The sequence below is a fragment of the Clostridium acetobutylicum ATCC 824 genome (assembly GCF_000008765.1).
Taxonomy (GTDB): Bacteria; Bacillota; Clostridia; order Clostridiales; family Clostridiaceae; genus Clostridium_S; species Clostridium_S acetobutylicum.
Genome location: NC_003030.1, coordinates 2,143,430 through 2,160,180, shown reverse-complemented (window position 1 = coordinate 2,160,180; position 16,751 = coordinate 2,143,430). Strand labels below are relative to the sequence as shown.

Genomic DNA, 16,751 nt, shown 5'->3' with positions numbered 1-16,751 from the left:
GATTAGTAAATCAAGTTATGTTTATTGTAAAATATGTCTGAAGTGAAAATTATAAAAAATATCTGTAGCAAAAATATTTACAAATGTAAATCTAATGGGGTGCTTAGGAGGTGAATAAAGAATGAAGAATGAAGTGCTTTTTATGTACTTTAATGAAGGTATGTCAGTTAGTAATATCGCAAAAACTTTAGGTAAAAGTAGGACAAATATATACTCTATATTAAAAGAGAATGAAAGGTATGAGAGTGAAAGCAAAATTAGAAGAAAGAACAAGAAAACAAAAATAGAAGAAAGACAAGAAAAAATAAGAGAAATGTTTTATAAAAAAAATATGAAGGTTTTAGAAATAGCCAATATACTTAATATAAGTAATGCTTTAGTAACGAGGACTATAAAAGCTGATTCAGATTACAAAAATGAGAAGTTGAGGAGAAAAGAGGAAAACATAAAAATAAATAAAGAAAGAAAAAAAATAGCCATAAGGAGAAAAAGAAGTGTAAATAAAGAAGAGGAAATGAAAGTGTTATTAATGCTTCAAAGACAAAATGCTATAAGCATGTCTAGAAGAACTAAACTTTCAAATAGAAGAATGATAATTATGAATCTTAATCATTACAACTATAATCCTCTGAATGAAAGCCTAGAATTTGTTGAGAATTGTGGAAGTAAACCTAATGATCTTCCAACAAAAATAAATTTACATGGAAGATAAGGAAGTAAAAGATTTAATATTAAGGGCAAAGGATGGAAGCAAAGATGCAAAGAGCTTTTTAATAGATAGTAGTATGAAGTATATAAAAAAAATTGCAAATGGCTTTTGCTTAAATAATAAAAGCTTATCTTTAGAGGACCTTATGCAAGAAGGAATAATAGCTGTAATAAAGGCAATAAATTCATATGATTTAGATAAGAATGTTAAGTTTTCAACCTATGTTTATAGTATGATTAATTTTACTTTAATTTCGGAAATAAAAAAGAAATATAGCTATTTTAAAATACCAGAGCATCAGGTTTCTAAAATAGTTAAGTTTAAGAGAAGAGCTTCAGAATTAAAAGTAGAAGATACATGTTATAAGTATGGATGTGAAAGAATAGGATTGAGCTATGAACAGTATGCAGATATGATGCATCTTAGTAAATTAAATAATGTAGCTTATCTTGATGAGAAGAAGTATTTTGATGGAAAAGTTAGTGAGGAAGACAAGTTTGCTTATGAGGATGTAAATTACAAAAGAGTGGAGGAAAAAATAGATTTAAATGTTATTTTAAAAGAAAATGCGGACAAGCTATCACAGTTAGAGAAATATATAATACGGGAGATACTGATTAAGGATCAGAAAGTGAAAAATATTTCTAAAATAACTAAGATGTCTACAAAAAAATATCTAACATTAAATATAGCGCTTTAAAAAAAATACAGAATAGTTTAAAGAATAGTTGAATTTAAACTATTCTCTTTTTGTAAAGGAGGATGATTGTATGGAAATAAAGCCCGTTTCACCTGAAATTGTAAGTGATAAACTGACTAAGGTTATTTTGGTTTTTTATAAAACAATTTCAGAAATAATATACCCCTTAGCTATTTTAGGATATTGTATTTCAGTTATTTTAATAATAACAGGATCTTGTTTTCACAGCAGGACAGTTATGAAAATGGGAATTGTGAATTTTTGTGTTATAACATTAGTACTTATATCTTATTTTTTTATGCCAAGCTTTATTGGAATTTTAAAATCAATTGAGACAATACTTAGATAATAAAATTGTGAGAGGATGATTTAGTGTGAAAAAGAGTAAAGTATTGGGATTTGTGTCATCAGTTTTTAGCCTTTTATTTATGAAAGTACGTGTGTATGCAGATAGTCAAATAACAAAACATACTCCTGGTGAAGTTGCTTCACATATTTTTACAGCTAACCAAGGTATAGCAGAAGCCTTTGGAGGAGCTTTAATTGGAATAGCTGTTGTTGTTATAGGAATAAAGATGCTTATGGCAAGCAAGAAACAAGAGGCAAGAAGTGAAGCTATGGACTCTATTTTAACAGTAATAATAGCATCACTTTTAATAGGTGGTTTTGCTATTTTTGCAGGACTATTTTTCGGTTTTGGCCAATAAATTCAAGGCAGAGAAATCTGCCTCTTTTTATCAGTAAGGAGTGAAAATATGAGGTACTTTAAAGTTCCTTTCAACATAAATGAAGAAGACAAAATAATAGGTGGGTATATTTCTTTAAGGCAGTTTGGTTGGATAATACTTTCTGTCTTTTCAATTGCGCTTCTATTTTTAATGAATAGAAGCTACATGACAGTTACAAGAAGCTTAGGACACTCGCCTAATATAACACTGCATCCAATTAATCTTGTTATAAGATTAATTATAGCTTTTGTAATTGTCATTTTTTCTGCTTTATGTGCTTTTTATAAAGTCAGCGATACCTATAACTTTGATAAATATTTATTAAAGATGATTAAGTTTAGATTCAGAAATAAAACATTTAAATTTGAAAAATAGAAGGGAGGAAATTATATGTTAGTCGTGGCTGTAGTTTTTCCTGTATTAGCCTTTATCTTTTTAGGTGGAGTTGTTTTCTATACAAGAAAACAAAATAAACCCAAGAATAAAAGAGCTGCAAGTGTTGAAGTTGATGAAAATAATGAAGATGGAGTTAAAGTAAATAACAGTGAATTAAAAAAGCTCACTAAAATAAAAAAAATAAAGGGAAGTAAAATTTATCTGAAAAATGGAGCTATAAGAGTTAACTTAGGAATATCATCACCAGATTTTGAGCTTTTAACGGATGAAGAACAAACTTCCTTTGAGGATTGCCTTATGATGTCAGCATTGTCACTAAATTTCCCAGTTCAGTTTCATACAACCTTGAAAAAGATAGAAATAAAGGAGCCTGCGGAGCTTGTTGAAAAGACAATGAACAGCAGTGATAGTCTTATTTCAGATAATCTAAGGGATTATTGTTCTCAGCTTTATAGCTCATATAAGAAACTTGAACATGAAAAAGGTATTTTTGTTAGAAAGAGTTTTTGTACAGTAGGAGCATATCTTCCGGATAGAGATGAAAAAAAGGTTTTAAATGAGCTTCAAAGTAGAATTGATAATATAGCTGGTGGACTTTCAAGAGCTAGAATGAAGATAAATCTTTTGAATTCTGAAAGTACAGCACAAATTTTAGCAGACCTATTTAATAGAGGTAAAAATATAAAAATAGAGACTTTGGAGAAAGATGGAGCATTTGATTTATATAGCGAGGGGGTAGGACAAGTTGTTGAAGTTCAAGAAGGATAAAAAAGAAAACAAGGAGGAAGATAACGATTTTTTTAAGAAAGGTACTATAAATTTAATGGATCTTATAACACCTGATGGAATTGTGGAGGGTAAAGATTATATTTATCTTGGGCCAGGTAGGTATGCTAGAGTTTATGCAATAATAGGATTTCCCAGAAATATGACTATAGGATATTTAAACGAATTATTTCAAATGGGGGACATTGATATTACGACCTATGTTGAAAATATTCCAGACTCGGCGGTTATAAGAAAGCTTACAGGAAAGTACAGTCAATACATGAGTAATATAAATTTACAGCTAAAGCATGGCTACTCAATGGATTATGGAATGAAACTTGCAGCGGAGGATTTAGATGAAACCAGGGCCCAAATACAAACCAACACAGAAAGAATGTTTTATGTTCAGCCTATAGTTGTTTTATGGGGGAAAAATTTAAGTGCACTGGATGATAAAGCTGAAATGTTTGACACTATTTGTGCAAGAAAATCGCTTATATCAAAGTGTCTTGTTGGAGATCAGCTTAAAGGCTTTTTGACTGGAGTTCCTAATTTAAATATAGAGTATACCAGTGGATTTAGAAATATGATAACGGGATCTGTAGCGTGCTTAATACCAGTTGGAAATACTGAACTTTGCCATAAGAACGGTATATTTTACGGTGAAAATATGTTTACAAAGTCACCTATAGTATATAACGAGTTTATAGGAGCACCAACACTTACAAATCCTCATACATTTGTTTCAGGAACTACAGGTGCAGGAAAGTCAGTTTTCTTAAAGCTTAAGGCAGCACGTTCAGCAGCGGCTGGAAGATGGACAGTAATTTTAGATCCACAGGAGGAATATCAACCATTAATTGAGAAGCTTGGAGGACAGTATATACAACTTAGACCAGGAGTTAAATCAGGTATAAACCCTTTTGAGATAGAAGTTGAGGAAGATGAAAATGAAAAGAAAAAGATTGATATATATGGAAAACGTTCAGAGATAATAGAAATGATCTCAATATTTTCTGAGAAGTTTAGAAATGGTAATCCACTTCAGGGCGAAGAAATAACAGCAGTTGATGAGTGTACAGCACAGCTCTATGAAAACTTAGGTATTACAGAAGATCCTAAAAGCCTTTATGAAGAAAAGACTTATGAAAAAGAAGGTAAGTTTTATACAGGTAATATTAAAAAGGATTTACCAACCTTAAGTGACTTAAGAAATGCTCTTATTGAGAAAAATAAAGAAATAAAATCAGATGGAGTAAAAGAGCTTATAGAGGTTATGAAGATGATAACTGGTGATGGTCCTATGGCAATGTTTGATTGTAAATCCACAATAAGTTTTGACAGCAAGATAATTGCTATAAGTTATAAACATTTAAATGACGAATTTACTAAGTTTTATGCTATGATAAACAGCCTCTCATGGATATGGACAACCTTTTCAAATTACAAATACAAGGATATTGAAAAGGAAGTTATAGTTGATGAAGGACATTTATTTGCGAAGTTTGAAAGGTCTCTTCATTTTTTAGAGCTTATAGCAAGGCTTGGAAGAAAGCTTAAGATAGCGCTTACCTTAGCAACTCAGTTTATGCAGGATTTTATAGGGAGTAAACAGACAGAAGCTATTATACATCTATGTGGTACAAAAATACTTCTAAAGCAGGAAGCTTCGGTTGCAAAGAAGGTATGCGAATTTTTGGGCTTATCATCAAGATGTGAACAGCTCATGACCACCTTTATTTCAGGACAAGCAATACTTCTTTCAGAGCAGGAGCTTGTACTCATGCATGTAAAGCCTTTTGACTTTGAGTGGGATATGGTGAAAACTTCATAGAGAGGGGGTTTTAAATTGAATTTTATATCGGGGAATGCAGATGCTCCTACTAAAATAATATATGAATATATAAGTGCCTTTGGCGGAATATCAATGGCATTTGCAATAATTATGCTTGGTATAAAGATGCTTTTAGGTGCAAATAAAAAGGATACCAGAGAGAGGGCTATGGAGTCCCTAGGTAAAATAGCAGCTGGCGGTTTTATACTTGGCATAAGTTTAATTCTTGCTGGATTTTTAGGTTGGATGGCCAATACTTCAGGAATAGATCTTAATACTAAAAATTCAACCTATAAAACAGATTCAAATAAAATCGATAAGGAAGATCAAGGAACATTTATTCAAAGAGGTGTAGCAGAGGTTATAGATGCTGTACCTAAAGCAGTAGAAAATGTTATAGACGCTAATATAGGGTTTAAGCCACTTGGTGAATTAATATTTTCTACAAGTAAAAAAGGGTTAGCACCATTTGAAAATCAGGAATGGGAGAATTTAAACTATTTGTATACTCTTATGTGTACATTAGTAGCACCTTTATTTCTAATAATGATTGCAAAAACGGGCTTCTCTATGATTTTATTTTCAGATTCAGTTTCAAAGAAAATAGATTTAAAAGAGGAGCTTATGAATTGGTTTTTATGTGTGTTTTTATTAGCAGCAGCACCATTATTTATTCAAGGACTATTTGAATTATTTAATGCCTTTACAGACGCATTAAATGCGGCTACAAAGTCTATTTTAGGGGATTATTCAAGTAGCCCAGCATTTAAATATTCTTTGTTAGATTCTCTTAAAACTGGTTCACCAGTTACTACAGCCATAGTACACTTACTTTATGCTTGGCAGAATATAAGAATAAATATTATCTTTTTAAGCAGAAAAGTTGTTCTTACAGTTATGTATGTGTTTACTCCAATAGCAATAGCGCTATGGGGGATAAATCATAAAGTACATGCAGCTGCAATATGGTTCGGAGAAATGATAACAAATGCAGCTATGCAGTTTTTTTATGCCTTTACATTTACAGTAATGATTGCAGCTCTTGGAGCTTCAACGTGGCAAAATTGGCTTTTAGCTTTAATTTGGATTACTGCTTTAACTAAGGTTGCCGAAATGCTTAGAAATTCACTACAGGGATTTTTTACAAAGGTTTCAGGATTAGACGAAACTACATTAGGAGGAGGAGCACTTGGAACTGTTGGAGCTATAGCAGGAGGCATGGCATCAGCCTTTGGAATGACACTAGGAGGAAATCGCAGTAATGGTGAAGTAGCAGGTAGTCCTAAAGATTTTAAAGCCTCTAATGTAGCTAATAAAATATTTGGAAATACATTAGGTAGTACTAATAAAGGCGGAAATTCTGTAAAAAGTTCAGGTCCTGTATCCTCTAATGCAACTTCTTTTGGAGATAATCTAAAAGACTACGGAAGTTATAACATGGGTGATGGTTTTCCAGTTGGAAACAATGATAAAGAATATAATATAGATAAATCTGATACTACAGTAGAGAAGTTTAAACAAGACAGTGCAAAACAAGGATTAAACAATTCAATACTAGCAGATAATTTAAATGCTGAAATGTCAAATAATAAGGCAGGAAGTAGAACCAAAGGATTACTTACAGCAATGACAGCAGGAGATCCTATGTTTAAAGGAGTAGTTCAAGCAGGAGGAAATTTAGTAAGTGGAGTTCAGAATAGAATTTCAACAGCTAAAGCCATTTATAAGACTGCTTCGCAGATGGAAAAGCTCGGACTTTCTAAAAATAGAAAGGAAGCTGTAGAGATTTTATTTGGTGGAAATAATGATTTAAAGGCTAGATTTAAAAATCTAAAAGTTTTAAATAAACCAGCAAATGTAGTATTAAATCATACTGCTAATACTAAAGTAGGTAAAACTTTAAGAACAGCTCATAATGTAAGTAGTTTCTCTAAGAATATATCTAAAGGAAATAATAATGCAGCTGCTATGAATTTAACAAAAGCACATCCATTTAATAAGTTAGGGGATAAAGACAAAAGAAAAATTATAGCACAAACTAATCCATATACATCAATAGATGGGTTCAATGAATGGTCATAGGAATGAAAATATTAAGGTTAAGAATTTTGATTTTTAAAGTTCTTAACCTTTTTTATTTGAAGGGAGGTTGAATTGGTGAAAAGAAGTAAAGGGTTAGGCAGTATGTTTAAAAATATGGCTAAGAATAAAGGTAAGAAAGTTCTCAAGGCATTAATAAAAAAGATAATGTTTCCTTGGGGACTTATTTTCTGTCTATTTATATTCATAGTTATATTCGCTATATCCGTAGCGAAAACTGGTTTTATGGGAGATAGGACAATAAGTGATAATTTTAATACTTACGAAAACAAAGAACTTCAAGGATACTTAACTAAAAAAGTAAAAGATGCTAATGGGCCTATGGATGATATGTATGGTATGGCAAAGAAAGTAGCCCTTACAGAAGGTAATGTTGAAGGTTTTATATCTCTTGCAGAAATGGAAAAAGGACAAGACATAGATAAGATAGTATCGAAGAATGGACAAACGGGTCTTGCTGGTGCTGAAGATATTATAGATGAATATTCAGAACTTTTAAAGCCAAATTTTAATTATAAAGATGACTATATAGTTACAACGGTTACGGTCAACACAAAAGATTCTACAGGAAAAAATGACAATGTAGCACCACAGATTACAAAAGAAGAAGTAAAGCTTTTAACAAGTGCTGATGCACTTAAGGGAAAGGTAGATATAACATATAGAGTTCAATCAGAGACTAAGACAGAAACAAAAACTAGAACATATGAAAAACCTAAAGATAATCAACCGGCAACTAATGATCCAAACAAAAAACCTGAAATGGAGACAGTAATAGAAACAACAACTACAACAACAAAGGTTGATACTCCTGTGATTGATAAGGTTACTGAAAGCGGAAAGAATATGGAGAGATTAAAAAGTATAATAAAAGAGCAGTTTCCAAATGAGGATACTGAAGATAAGCTTAAAATGGCTGCACATTTTGTTATAGAAGGTGCAAGTAATGACTACGATACAAAGAGCCAAAATGGGGACTGGATGAATAAAGATCCTAACGATGATAATATAGTGAATGATATACTTCAAGCTGGTGCAGATGGAGGCTTTGGGGGACAAATACCTCTTTTCAGACAAACAGATGCGAGGTGGGCCAATGTTCCTTATGGACAGGGAGATGTTGCTACAAGTGGATGCGGTCCGACAAGCTTTGCAATGATAATTTCAGGACTTGGAGGAAATTTAGGAGCATGGGATAAAAATAAAGATGGAATACTCGATCCAGGAGAAGCAGCAGAGTATTCAATAGCTTCTGGGTATAACAGCTCTAGTGGTGAAGGTACTTCCTGGGCATTATTTGATACTGGTTCTACTTCAAGGTTTGGAATTAATAGTTCAGGAGAAATTGAACCAAGTAATTATAGCTATGTATATGACCAGCTTAAAAACGGTAATCCAGTTGTTGCAAGTATGCACTCAGGGCATTTTACTAAAGGAGGGCATTTTATTGTACTTACTGGAGTTGATACAGATGGACAGGTACTCATTAATGATCCTAACCCAGCCACAGGTATAAATAAATATCCAATGGAAGGTATAGCAGCAGAAGCTAATATGTTTTGGGCATTTAACAATCCTAATATAAAGTATGAAAGTTTTATATGTACTGCTTACGGTGGAGTTCATGATGCTATGGAAGGCGGCGGAACTACAGCAGATGGAACTAATCTTGATGGAAAGGACTTCACAAGTAGGGTAATCGCAGTTGATCCAAGCGTAATAAAACTTGGAACTAGGGTATATCTTCAATTTCCTGATAATAAGAGGTATCAAACTAAAAATGGACAAAGGTATGATTTAAATGGCTGGTATACAGCACATGATACAGGTGGAGCAATAAAAGGGAATCACATAGATTTATTCATGGGCTTTGGTGGCGCTGAAGATACTGCGAGATGTGATAATTTTGGAACTGTAAATATAAAAGTGAGGAGGTAATAATTAAAGATGCATGGAAAATTAAAGGTTGTAATTTTAGCTAGTGTGATGTTTTCTATATTTTTACTGGGCACAATATTTTCGACACTAGAATTTGTAAGTGAAAATAACAATGATAGTAACCCTAAAAAAAATATAGAAAACCCAATTAGGAAGATCAAATTAATAGAAAAAGGGAAGAAAGAAAATAAAATAGAAGCCCAAGTTAAAGAAGAAAATAAGAATGAAGATAGGCTTAAAAATTTTGAAAGTAAGGATACAAATAATATAAACACAGAAGCAAATATATCAAAAGAGATAAGGAGTAGTGGGGGTTTTTATTTGGATAATATAAATGATTTATACAATTCTAAGCTTGTGACATTGGATGAAATGTTTTTGATAGAAAATAGGATAAAAGAAATATCAGAGGATATGCCAAAGCTTTTCAGAGAAGCTTTTTATATAAGGAGTAATCATGATGCTTTAGAAAAATACTTCTTAAAAGGAGACAATAAAAAAAGATTTTTTTATCTGTATGGTATAGATAAAGAAGATAAACTTAAGATAATTTTAGATAAACTCTGTTTTTTAGATAATAAAGAGGTAATAAGTCATGGAGTGATAAGTCATATAGAAGGAAAGGATGCGGACAGTTTTCAATTTGTTATGGATATGTATTCTACAAAAGAACAGAGCTTCATTGTTAATATTCAATTTAAAGATAAAAGGGCTGTTTTAAATATAAATATAGAATAAAATTATTAACATATTATATTTGATTTTGTAACCAAGTTGTCACAAAACTAGAATATTATATAAGCATGGAAACGAAAATAATTAATTAAATTTACAGTGGCTAGTTTAAATCTCCTTTACTAGTCACTTTTTTTTTATTTACGTATATATTTTTATAATTTTAACTTGGGATATTTCGTAAGTGATAAAGTAAGGAAAATATAAAATAATTGAGAAAATAACGAGTTGGTAAAAAAATGAAAAAGAACTTGCAACATTAGGAGATGAATAAGTATTTATTAAAAGAACACCTCATGAATCTATAAGTCTATATGTACAAAATTAAAGTTAGAAGAAACTTTACACCAGAAAAACTTACATTGTGAGATGAAAATGTAGTTGTTAATCCATTAATATCAACTACGCAAGGTAAAATTGGAGTGTATGCTAATCTTGAAAACATGGATGCATTAACGTGTTTCGTAACTTTTGTACAGAATAAACTTCTTGTAGATAGGAAAGCACAAACAGTTGCAGGTGATGAAAAGCCAAAAGTTAAAGCATATAAAACCTTTTCTTATAAGAATTATTAAGTGAATTGGATATTGGCTAGAAGGCAGTCAACAGCACCATTAAATAGACAGGATTGTTAAGATGAGATGCAGGTAGTAGAAAAACTAGAGTTCTTTCATCAAGAGTCGCATACCTGCTATTAAAAAGGTTATGCTCTTAACTTTTACTAGTAAGGCGGCTAAGGAAATGTCAAAAATGGCAGAGGCTTTTTATGTAGCAATAACCAGAGCTAAAAATAATTTCCATATAACAATATAACGAGTATGTTAAAATTTTTGTATAAATTGATTTCTATTTCACCTCTGCATGATTGTAACAAAAGATCCTATAAATACTCAACTTATAAGGTATTGTTATTAATTCAAAGCTATATTTTCCTACATAATATCACATCTTTTATAGTATAAATTACAAACGAACAATTCTACTGCAATAATAAAAATACAGATTATAATACTTGAGGTTTTTAGTAACGTGTAAGAATGTAGATGTAATATTTTGTTATTAATAGCATTGCCAACATTACCAAGTATGACTATATTATAGGAGCATGGAATGTAATCTAGATTTTGTTTTAACATATTACTAAATATAGAAATTTTATATATAGAGCAAAATTGCAAAATAAATAGGTTTATTATGTCTATTAATATTCCATATATTACTGGTACTAATGTATTTTTAAATATTATTGAGAAAAGAGTACTAATTAGCAGAAGCAGTATTTCACTAAATAAAAAGTATGAATACACTTTAAAATGAAAAAGTAAAGTCTGGATACTAATTAAGTTATGAAAGAGTAAAGCACACCCTAAAACAACCATTATAAACTGAATGCCAAGTGCAATCAAAGCTAATATAAGTATACATAATATTTTTGAAATAAATATTTTAGTTCTACTTTGAGGATAACAAAATAGAATCTGAGATGTTTTGTAGGAAAATTCTCTTGAAAATATATATGCGCTAATCAAACACAACATAGGAGTATTGATAAACATAAAGTATATTTGTTCAGATAGGTAAAAATATTTATAAGGATTTTTAAGTGATCCACCGAGTAATAAAAAAAACATGATAGGGATAATAAAATTAACAAGCATAATTGTTAAATAAAAGTAAGATTTTCTTAATTTTAATAATTCACAATAAATTATATTAAACATATATATTACCTTCCATCCTTCATGATAGTATTGTATTTTATAGTCCTTAACTAGTGCAGACAGCTATTTAACTTCTAGCTTTTTGTAATATAAAATACAAAATAAATTTGCAATTATAAAAGTTAGTATACAAATAAATATATGATGAAGTGACAATATTGAAGAACTTTCTATAAATATTGCTTTACCATTATTTGCTTTAAAACAAGAATATAATATAGGAACATTGTAAAATAAGGGTATATTAAATATAATGTTTTTCATTAAGCCTCCATTTGCATTTTTAACTACAAAATAAGTAGAAATAAACAGATTACATACGGAGATGAGTATACCGTATATTAGTGGTGTCACCGTATTTTTAAATAATAGAGAAATTAAGATACATATAGGGGATATAGTACACTCTACAAATAAAACATATAAATATAATTTAAAATGAATATATATAATTTGTGAAGTTAAAACTTCATGTGGACACATAAATCCTAACAAAATAGTTACAAGAAGTTCTAAGAAAAGCAAAAAGGCAAATAAAACCATTATAGTAATAAGCTTAGAAATAAATATTTTAGTTCTACTTTGAGGATAACAAAATAGAATCTGAGATGTTTTGTAGGAAAATTCTCTTGAAAATATATAGGCACTAATTAAACAAAATATAGGAGTAAAAGTAATGATAAAGGACATATTTTCCACAGAAAAAATATATTGATTCCAATTTAATAAATTTGACTCACTTATATTTTTGAAGAATACCAATAAAGGATAGCAGCAGGTCATTAAGATAATTATTAAATAAAATTTAGATTTTCGTAATTTTAGAAACTCACATTGGATTAAACTATACATTAGAGTCACCTTCTGTAACTTTAACGAAGTAATCTTCAAGGTTATCTTTACTAAAAGACATTTCGTATAATTCTATATCATTTTTTATGAGAGTTTTAGCTATAGTGGAACTCTCATTTATTTTTTCATAAACTTTTATAGCATCCTTTCCAATTATTTCATAGTCCTTTATATTTAAGTTATTTTTAATAAGAGAGCAGGCTTCTTTTACGTCACTTACTTTTAGCTTTAGGTATTTTTTATTTCGCTTTTGTAAATCATCATAGGTTAATTCTTCAATTAAATGCCCTTTATCTATAATTCCTATCTTAGTTGCTAGCTGCTCTATTTCACTTAATAGATGACTTGATACTAAAATAGTTATTCCTCTGTCTTTGCATAAAGCTATAAGAGTTTCCCTCATGGATTTTATCCCCAATGGATCTAGACCATTAGTTGGTTCATCTAAAATTAAAAGTTCAGGTTCATGTAGAAGAGCTCTAGCAAGTCCTAATCTTTGTTTCATTCCAAGTGAAAAGTTTTTTACTTTTTTGCCCTTGATTGAATTTGAATCGAGACCTACCATAGTTAAAGTTTCATTTATGCGTTTTTGATTTTCAATTTTCATCATTCTTCTATGAATGTCCAAGTTTTCTTCTGCCGTAAGATTTGGATAAAATCCGGGGTACTCTATTATGGAACCTATTTTTTTATATATTGACCTTGTTGGATTTTTTTCTCCAAACAATTCAACTTCACCTGTAGAGATTTTCATAAGACCTAAAATCATACGTAAAGTTGTTGTTTTGCCTGCACCGTTTTTACCCAAGAAACCATATATTTGTCCTTGTTCTATATTCAAGTTTAGATTTTCAACAACAGAAGTATTTTTATATTTTTTTGTAAGGTTAAATGTTCTTACTAAATATTTCATAAACTCACCTCAATTATATAAGATAACTATATTGTATACTATTAATTACTTTTCATCAATTTATTGCCATAAAACACCTAAGAATAACTAGAGATATTTATTTGAACCTATATAAGATTTTGTATACAAAGTATAGATTATATTGTTTCTAAAAGTTTATTTTAGGTAGAAATAATAATTGTTTATATATTTTTAACAATATTTTAAAATATAGCCTAATATTTTAAATGTGGATTAGGTGCATACCTGATTGTACAGCAAGGTATTAAAATAGCATTTTTTATTATGTCCTAATATATATATTGCAGCATAAATTTAATAATAAGTATTTTTGGTAAGTTATAAAGAATAATATAGAAAATAAATATAAAATTTAATATAATTTAAAAATGACTTGAAAACATATCCACAAAATACTATTATATATTAGTAAACTAAAAAGATGTAAAAAGTTTTTTTACTAAGGAAGGCGGACTGAATTTGGCAGACAAAATAAAAATGGAATATATGATTATGGATTCTATGACCTTTGAATTTCGCACTATGGGTGGTAATTTAGACAACATAATCAAAGATTTAAACAAAATATTAGTTTCACTTGAATTATCCTACATATCAGCTGCATCCCTTATTATATGTCAAAACATAACGGATTCTTTAAAGCTAGGAAAGCAAATTACAAATAATATATATAAATTATCTATTAAACTTAATGATGCTAAGGCTACCATTGCAAACTCTGATAAAGCTTTAGCAGCTTCAATGGGATTGGCTAGTGGGGCTGTGTTATATAGAGGCAATGATGATGAGAATTTAGATAAAGTATTAAAAGAAGCTGATAAAACCACAAAAGAGGTTGATGGTTTTTTAAAGGAATTTGATAAAGAAGAGGAAATGGAGAAAAAAGCGTGGTATAATAAGCCTGCAAAGGAAGATATATTTGATAAGATAGAGTATTTTGTTACTGGAAAAAAGCCTAGAGTTAGAACTCAAGTGGAAGAAGTAATGGATGCACAGTTAACAGAAATGGCTTTTAGTAACCAAAATGCTGTAGCCGAACTTCAAAATGAATTTGAAATAGGAGCTAGAGGCCTCGCTAGCATGGATAGAATAAATGAAGCTATTGAAAACGGCAAAGAGATGCCGTTGGTTAATGTGGGGAAGAATCAGGGGGTCAGTGATACTAACTTCTCAAAAAGTGAGGTACTTAAAATAAATTCATTTCAAGAAGATATATCATCTATATTAAAAAATGAGAAGATTAGTTTAGATGAATTTAATTCAATGAGAATGAAAGGTGCTTCCGAACTTACTAATGAACAAAGAAGAATTATGATGAAGATTAGAGAACAAGTTCCAAATCCACAAAATGATACAATATTACAAAAAGTGATTGATGGTGGAAAAATAAATAACTATATAAAAGAAGATAACCCATGGAATACAGTAGGTGGATTTATAACTAAAGCTCAAGATGCTAAAGCGTTAAGTACATTACAAGAGGTTTATCATGGATTAGCGCTTGGGTACAAGAATACTCCATTTACAGTAGGAGTAGATAAGGATTATGGAATAATAAGATTTAAAACAGACGCAGTAGACAAAATAGATATACCATATGGACCAACTATGGAGGTAGTTGGTGCAAAACCACCAATTGGTGGTTTTGATACATCACCAGACCCATTTACAGGGCATGGTTTTACTAAAGATATATATGGTAATATTATTCCCGAGTATACAATGCAATATTTGAAACCTAACGAAGGTGCAGAATTATATAGGGTAAATAGTAAAACAGGAATTGAAGAATTAATTGGAAAATATATAAATGATAAGTTTATAAAAATAAAATAAAAAGAGGGGTTATTTATGTTACTTGGCAAATATACGGTATATATGCAAAGACAATATGAGGTTCTTGATTATGATAAAAAAAATAAAATCATTAAACTAAAATCAGATGATAGTGATTTAAAATATAAAACTATAAAAAGAAGCGATGTTGAACAAATATACTATATACAGACTAATTGTATTTATAAAGGATACAAGTTTCAAGTTATATCAGAAAAAGAAGATAGTATATTAATTTATACTAGTAACAATGAAGTAGGGGTTAAATTAAATATGGAGTTCATAGAACGTTCTGTATATCATAAATGGATAAGAAAGAGCGAAGTAGATACAATATTGGAAGATAAGACTATATTGAATTTATGAAATTTTAAGTAAACATTAATTGAAATTATAAAGTTGAGGTACAAGAATGTATAATGATCATATTAGAAATAGAATTATAGAAATAAGTAAAAAGCAGGAGTGCTTATTGGAGTTATTACAAATGCTTTCAAGAGAAGCAATGATATATTATTGCCCATGTGATTCGGAAAATTCATTGGCTAAAGTAATTATTAACAAAAATAAATATGTAGTAATAGCTACAAGTAAAGAAATACTAACTGAAAGTAAGCATTATTTGAATATTAATAATATTATTGAAGTTGATGCTATAAGCATAATTAGAAATATTTTAAGAATGGAAATTCAAGGAGCTATAATTAATTTAGGAGATGAGTCTCAATTAGTTCTCGATACAAATATGTTAAAACTTTTATACAGAGAAGTTATAGTAATGGATTTATATATAAAAGGAGGAGCATATGTAATACAAAATAATAAAGATTATCTTCTAGTTGATGTTGAGGGAATTAGGTATCTTAATATAGCATTGACAGAAGATGATAGTGAAAAATTAAAAAAAGAATTAAATGAAAAAGGAAATATATTGTTTAAGAGCTGGAAGGAAATTTTTCCCTATTTTGTAGTAACCAAATGTAATGCATTAATATATAATTTTAATAAGAAAGACATGGTCTTAATTGAAGAGCCATATTTAGGATGGCTTTATGATAGTCCGTTTCAATAACTTACTACAACTTAATAATTGTTTAACTTAAAAAAATAGGTATTTTAAAAATGTATAAAATCAAAGAAGCTGAACTTAAGGAAGCCTTAACGGAATTTGTAATTCTGTATTGAAAATTTGTACTACAAATTAATGCTTTATAATGCTGAATTGGGTTCTTCTATAGAAGATTTTTTTGGAATACTAAAAAAGGTATATATACTAAAGATGATTAAACAAGAGATGCACTAGATAATAAAAATATAGAAATAAATAATAATCCTAAATTAATGAATCGGCCGAAAATTAAGTAAGCAGATTCATAGTTTTTTATCAGCTATTAATTAAAATACATTATTAACAAATATGTAAAAAAGAGAAAATATATTTGATAAGATAGAGTACTAAATATTAGTGAAAAGTCTTTAGTAGATTCTATTAGAGATGAA

Annotated in this window: 17 protein-coding genes; 14 read left to right on the top strand and 3 right to left on the bottom strand. The window is 29.6% G+C overall.

Annotated features, from left to right (window positions below; genetic code table 11):
- Nucleotides 1-121: 121 nt before the first annotated feature.
- The 11 genes from CA_RS10595 to CA_RS10545 all read left to right on the top strand — a co-directional run bounded on the left by CA_RS10595 (nucleotide 122) and on the right by CA_RS10545 (nucleotide 10,483).
- A complete protein-coding gene (locus CA_RS10595) occupies nucleotides 122-712 on the top strand; it encodes a helix-turn-helix domain-containing protein (RefSeq protein ID WP_010965353.1) in 591 nt (196 codons plus the stop codon).
- Nucleotides 702-1,409, top strand: a complete 708-nt coding sequence (locus tag CA_RS10590) for a sigma-70 family RNA polymerase sigma factor (RefSeq protein ID WP_242663024.1) — start codon at nucleotides 702-704, stop codon at nucleotides 1,407-1,409. The genes CA_RS10595 and CA_RS10590 overlap by 11 nt, the downstream gene beginning before the upstream one ends.
- Nucleotides 1,410-1,479: 70 nt before the next feature.
- Entirely contained in the window at nucleotides 1,480-1,758 is a 279-nt protein-coding gene (locus CA_RS10585; protein ID WP_010965351.1) for a hypothetical protein, read from the top strand.
- Between the two features lie 25 nt (nucleotides 1,759-1,783).
- Entirely contained in the window at nucleotides 1,784-2,116 is a 333-nt protein-coding gene (locus CA_RS10580) for a hypothetical protein (RefSeq protein WP_010965350.1), read from the top strand.
- A 48-nt stretch (nucleotides 2,117-2,164) separates the two neighbouring features.
- A complete protein-coding gene (locus CA_RS10575) occupies nucleotides 2,165-2,512 on the top strand; it encodes a PrgI family protein (RefSeq protein ID WP_010965349.1) in 348 nt (115 codons plus the stop codon).
- A gap of 15 nt (nucleotides 2,513-2,527) precedes the next feature.
- The gene (locus tag CA_RS10570) at nucleotides 2,528-3,301 is read left to right on the top strand and encodes a hypothetical protein (RefSeq protein WP_010965348.1); all 774 of its coding nucleotides are present in this window, start codon (nucleotides 2,528-2,530) and stop codon (nucleotides 3,299-3,301) included.
- Nucleotides 3,279-5,135 (top strand): VirB4 family type IV secretion system protein, encoded by a 1,857-nt coding sequence (locus tag CA_RS10565; RefSeq protein WP_014518953.1) that lies wholly within the window; start codon nucleotides 3,279-3,281, stop codon nucleotides 5,133-5,135. Before CA_RS10570 ends, CA_RS10565 begins: the two co-directional genes overlap by 23 nt.
- A gap of 15 nt (nucleotides 5,136-5,150) precedes the next feature.
- A complete protein-coding gene (locus tag CA_RS10560) occupies nucleotides 5,151-7,217 on the top strand; it encodes a hypothetical protein (RefSeq protein ID WP_010965346.1) in 2,067 nt (688 codons plus the stop codon).
- A gap of 75 nt (nucleotides 7,218-7,292) precedes the next feature.
- Nucleotides 7,293-9,173, top strand: a complete 1,881-nt coding sequence (locus CA_RS20365; protein ID WP_010965345.1) for a 3D domain-containing protein — start codon at nucleotides 7,293-7,295, stop codon at nucleotides 9,171-9,173.
- 9 nt (nucleotides 9,174-9,182) lie between these two features.
- Nucleotides 9,183-9,911: a hypothetical protein gene (locus CA_RS10550; protein WP_010965344.1), complete on the top strand. Its 729-nt coding sequence runs from the start codon at nucleotides 9,183-9,185 to the stop codon at nucleotides 9,909-9,911.
- Between the two features lie 419 nt (nucleotides 9,912-10,330).
- Nucleotides 10,331-10,483 carry a hypothetical protein gene (locus CA_RS10545; protein ID WP_010965343.1) on the top strand — a complete coding sequence of 51 codons (153 nt, stop codon included), beginning with the start codon at nucleotides 10,331-10,333 and terminating at the stop codon, nucleotides 10,481-10,483.
- A 357-nt stretch (nucleotides 10,484-10,840) separates the two neighbouring features.
- Here CA_RS10545 and CA_RS10540 read toward each other — a convergent pair whose 3' ends face one another.
- From CA_RS10540 to CA_RS10530, 3 genes are all read right to left on the bottom strand, one after another.
- Complete coding sequence (locus tag CA_RS10540; RefSeq protein ID WP_010965342.1) at nucleotides 10,841-11,629, bottom strand: ABC transporter permease; 789 nt, start codon at nucleotides 11,627-11,629, stop codon at nucleotides 10,841-10,843.
- A gap of 63 nt (nucleotides 11,630-11,692) precedes the next feature.
- The gene (locus CA_RS10535; protein WP_010965341.1) at nucleotides 11,693-12,481 is read right to left on the bottom strand and encodes an ABC transporter permease; all 789 of its coding nucleotides are present in this window, start codon (nucleotides 12,479-12,481) and stop codon (nucleotides 11,693-11,695) included.
- The gene (locus CA_RS10530; RefSeq protein ID WP_010965340.1) at nucleotides 12,474-13,394 is read right to left on the bottom strand and encodes an ABC transporter ATP-binding protein; all 921 of its coding nucleotides are present in this window, start codon (nucleotides 13,392-13,394) and stop codon (nucleotides 12,474-12,476) included. Before CA_RS10530 ends, CA_RS10535 begins: the two co-directional genes overlap by 8 nt.
- 480 nt (nucleotides 13,395-13,874) lie before the next feature.
- Between CA_RS10530 and CA_RS10525 the strand changes: the two genes are divergently transcribed.
- Genes CA_RS10525 through CA_RS10515 form a run of 3 tightly spaced genes read left to right on the top strand, consistent with a single transcriptional unit; the run spans nucleotide 13,875 to nucleotide 16,323 of the window.
- Nucleotides 13,875-15,251: a hypothetical protein gene (locus tag CA_RS10525; RefSeq protein WP_010965339.1), complete on the top strand. Its 1,377-nt coding sequence runs from the start codon at nucleotides 13,875-13,877 to the stop codon at nucleotides 15,249-15,251.
- Nucleotides 15,252-15,266: 15 nt separating this feature from the next.
- The gene (locus CA_RS10520; protein WP_010965338.1) at nucleotides 15,267-15,617 is read left to right on the top strand and encodes a hypothetical protein; all 351 of its coding nucleotides are present in this window, start codon (nucleotides 15,267-15,269) and stop codon (nucleotides 15,615-15,617) included.
- Between the two features lie 46 nt (nucleotides 15,618-15,663).
- Complete coding sequence (locus CA_RS10515) at nucleotides 15,664-16,323, top strand: hypothetical protein (RefSeq protein WP_010965337.1); 660 nt, start codon at nucleotides 15,664-15,666, stop codon at nucleotides 16,321-16,323.
- Nucleotides 16,324-16,751: the final 428 nt, after the last annotated feature.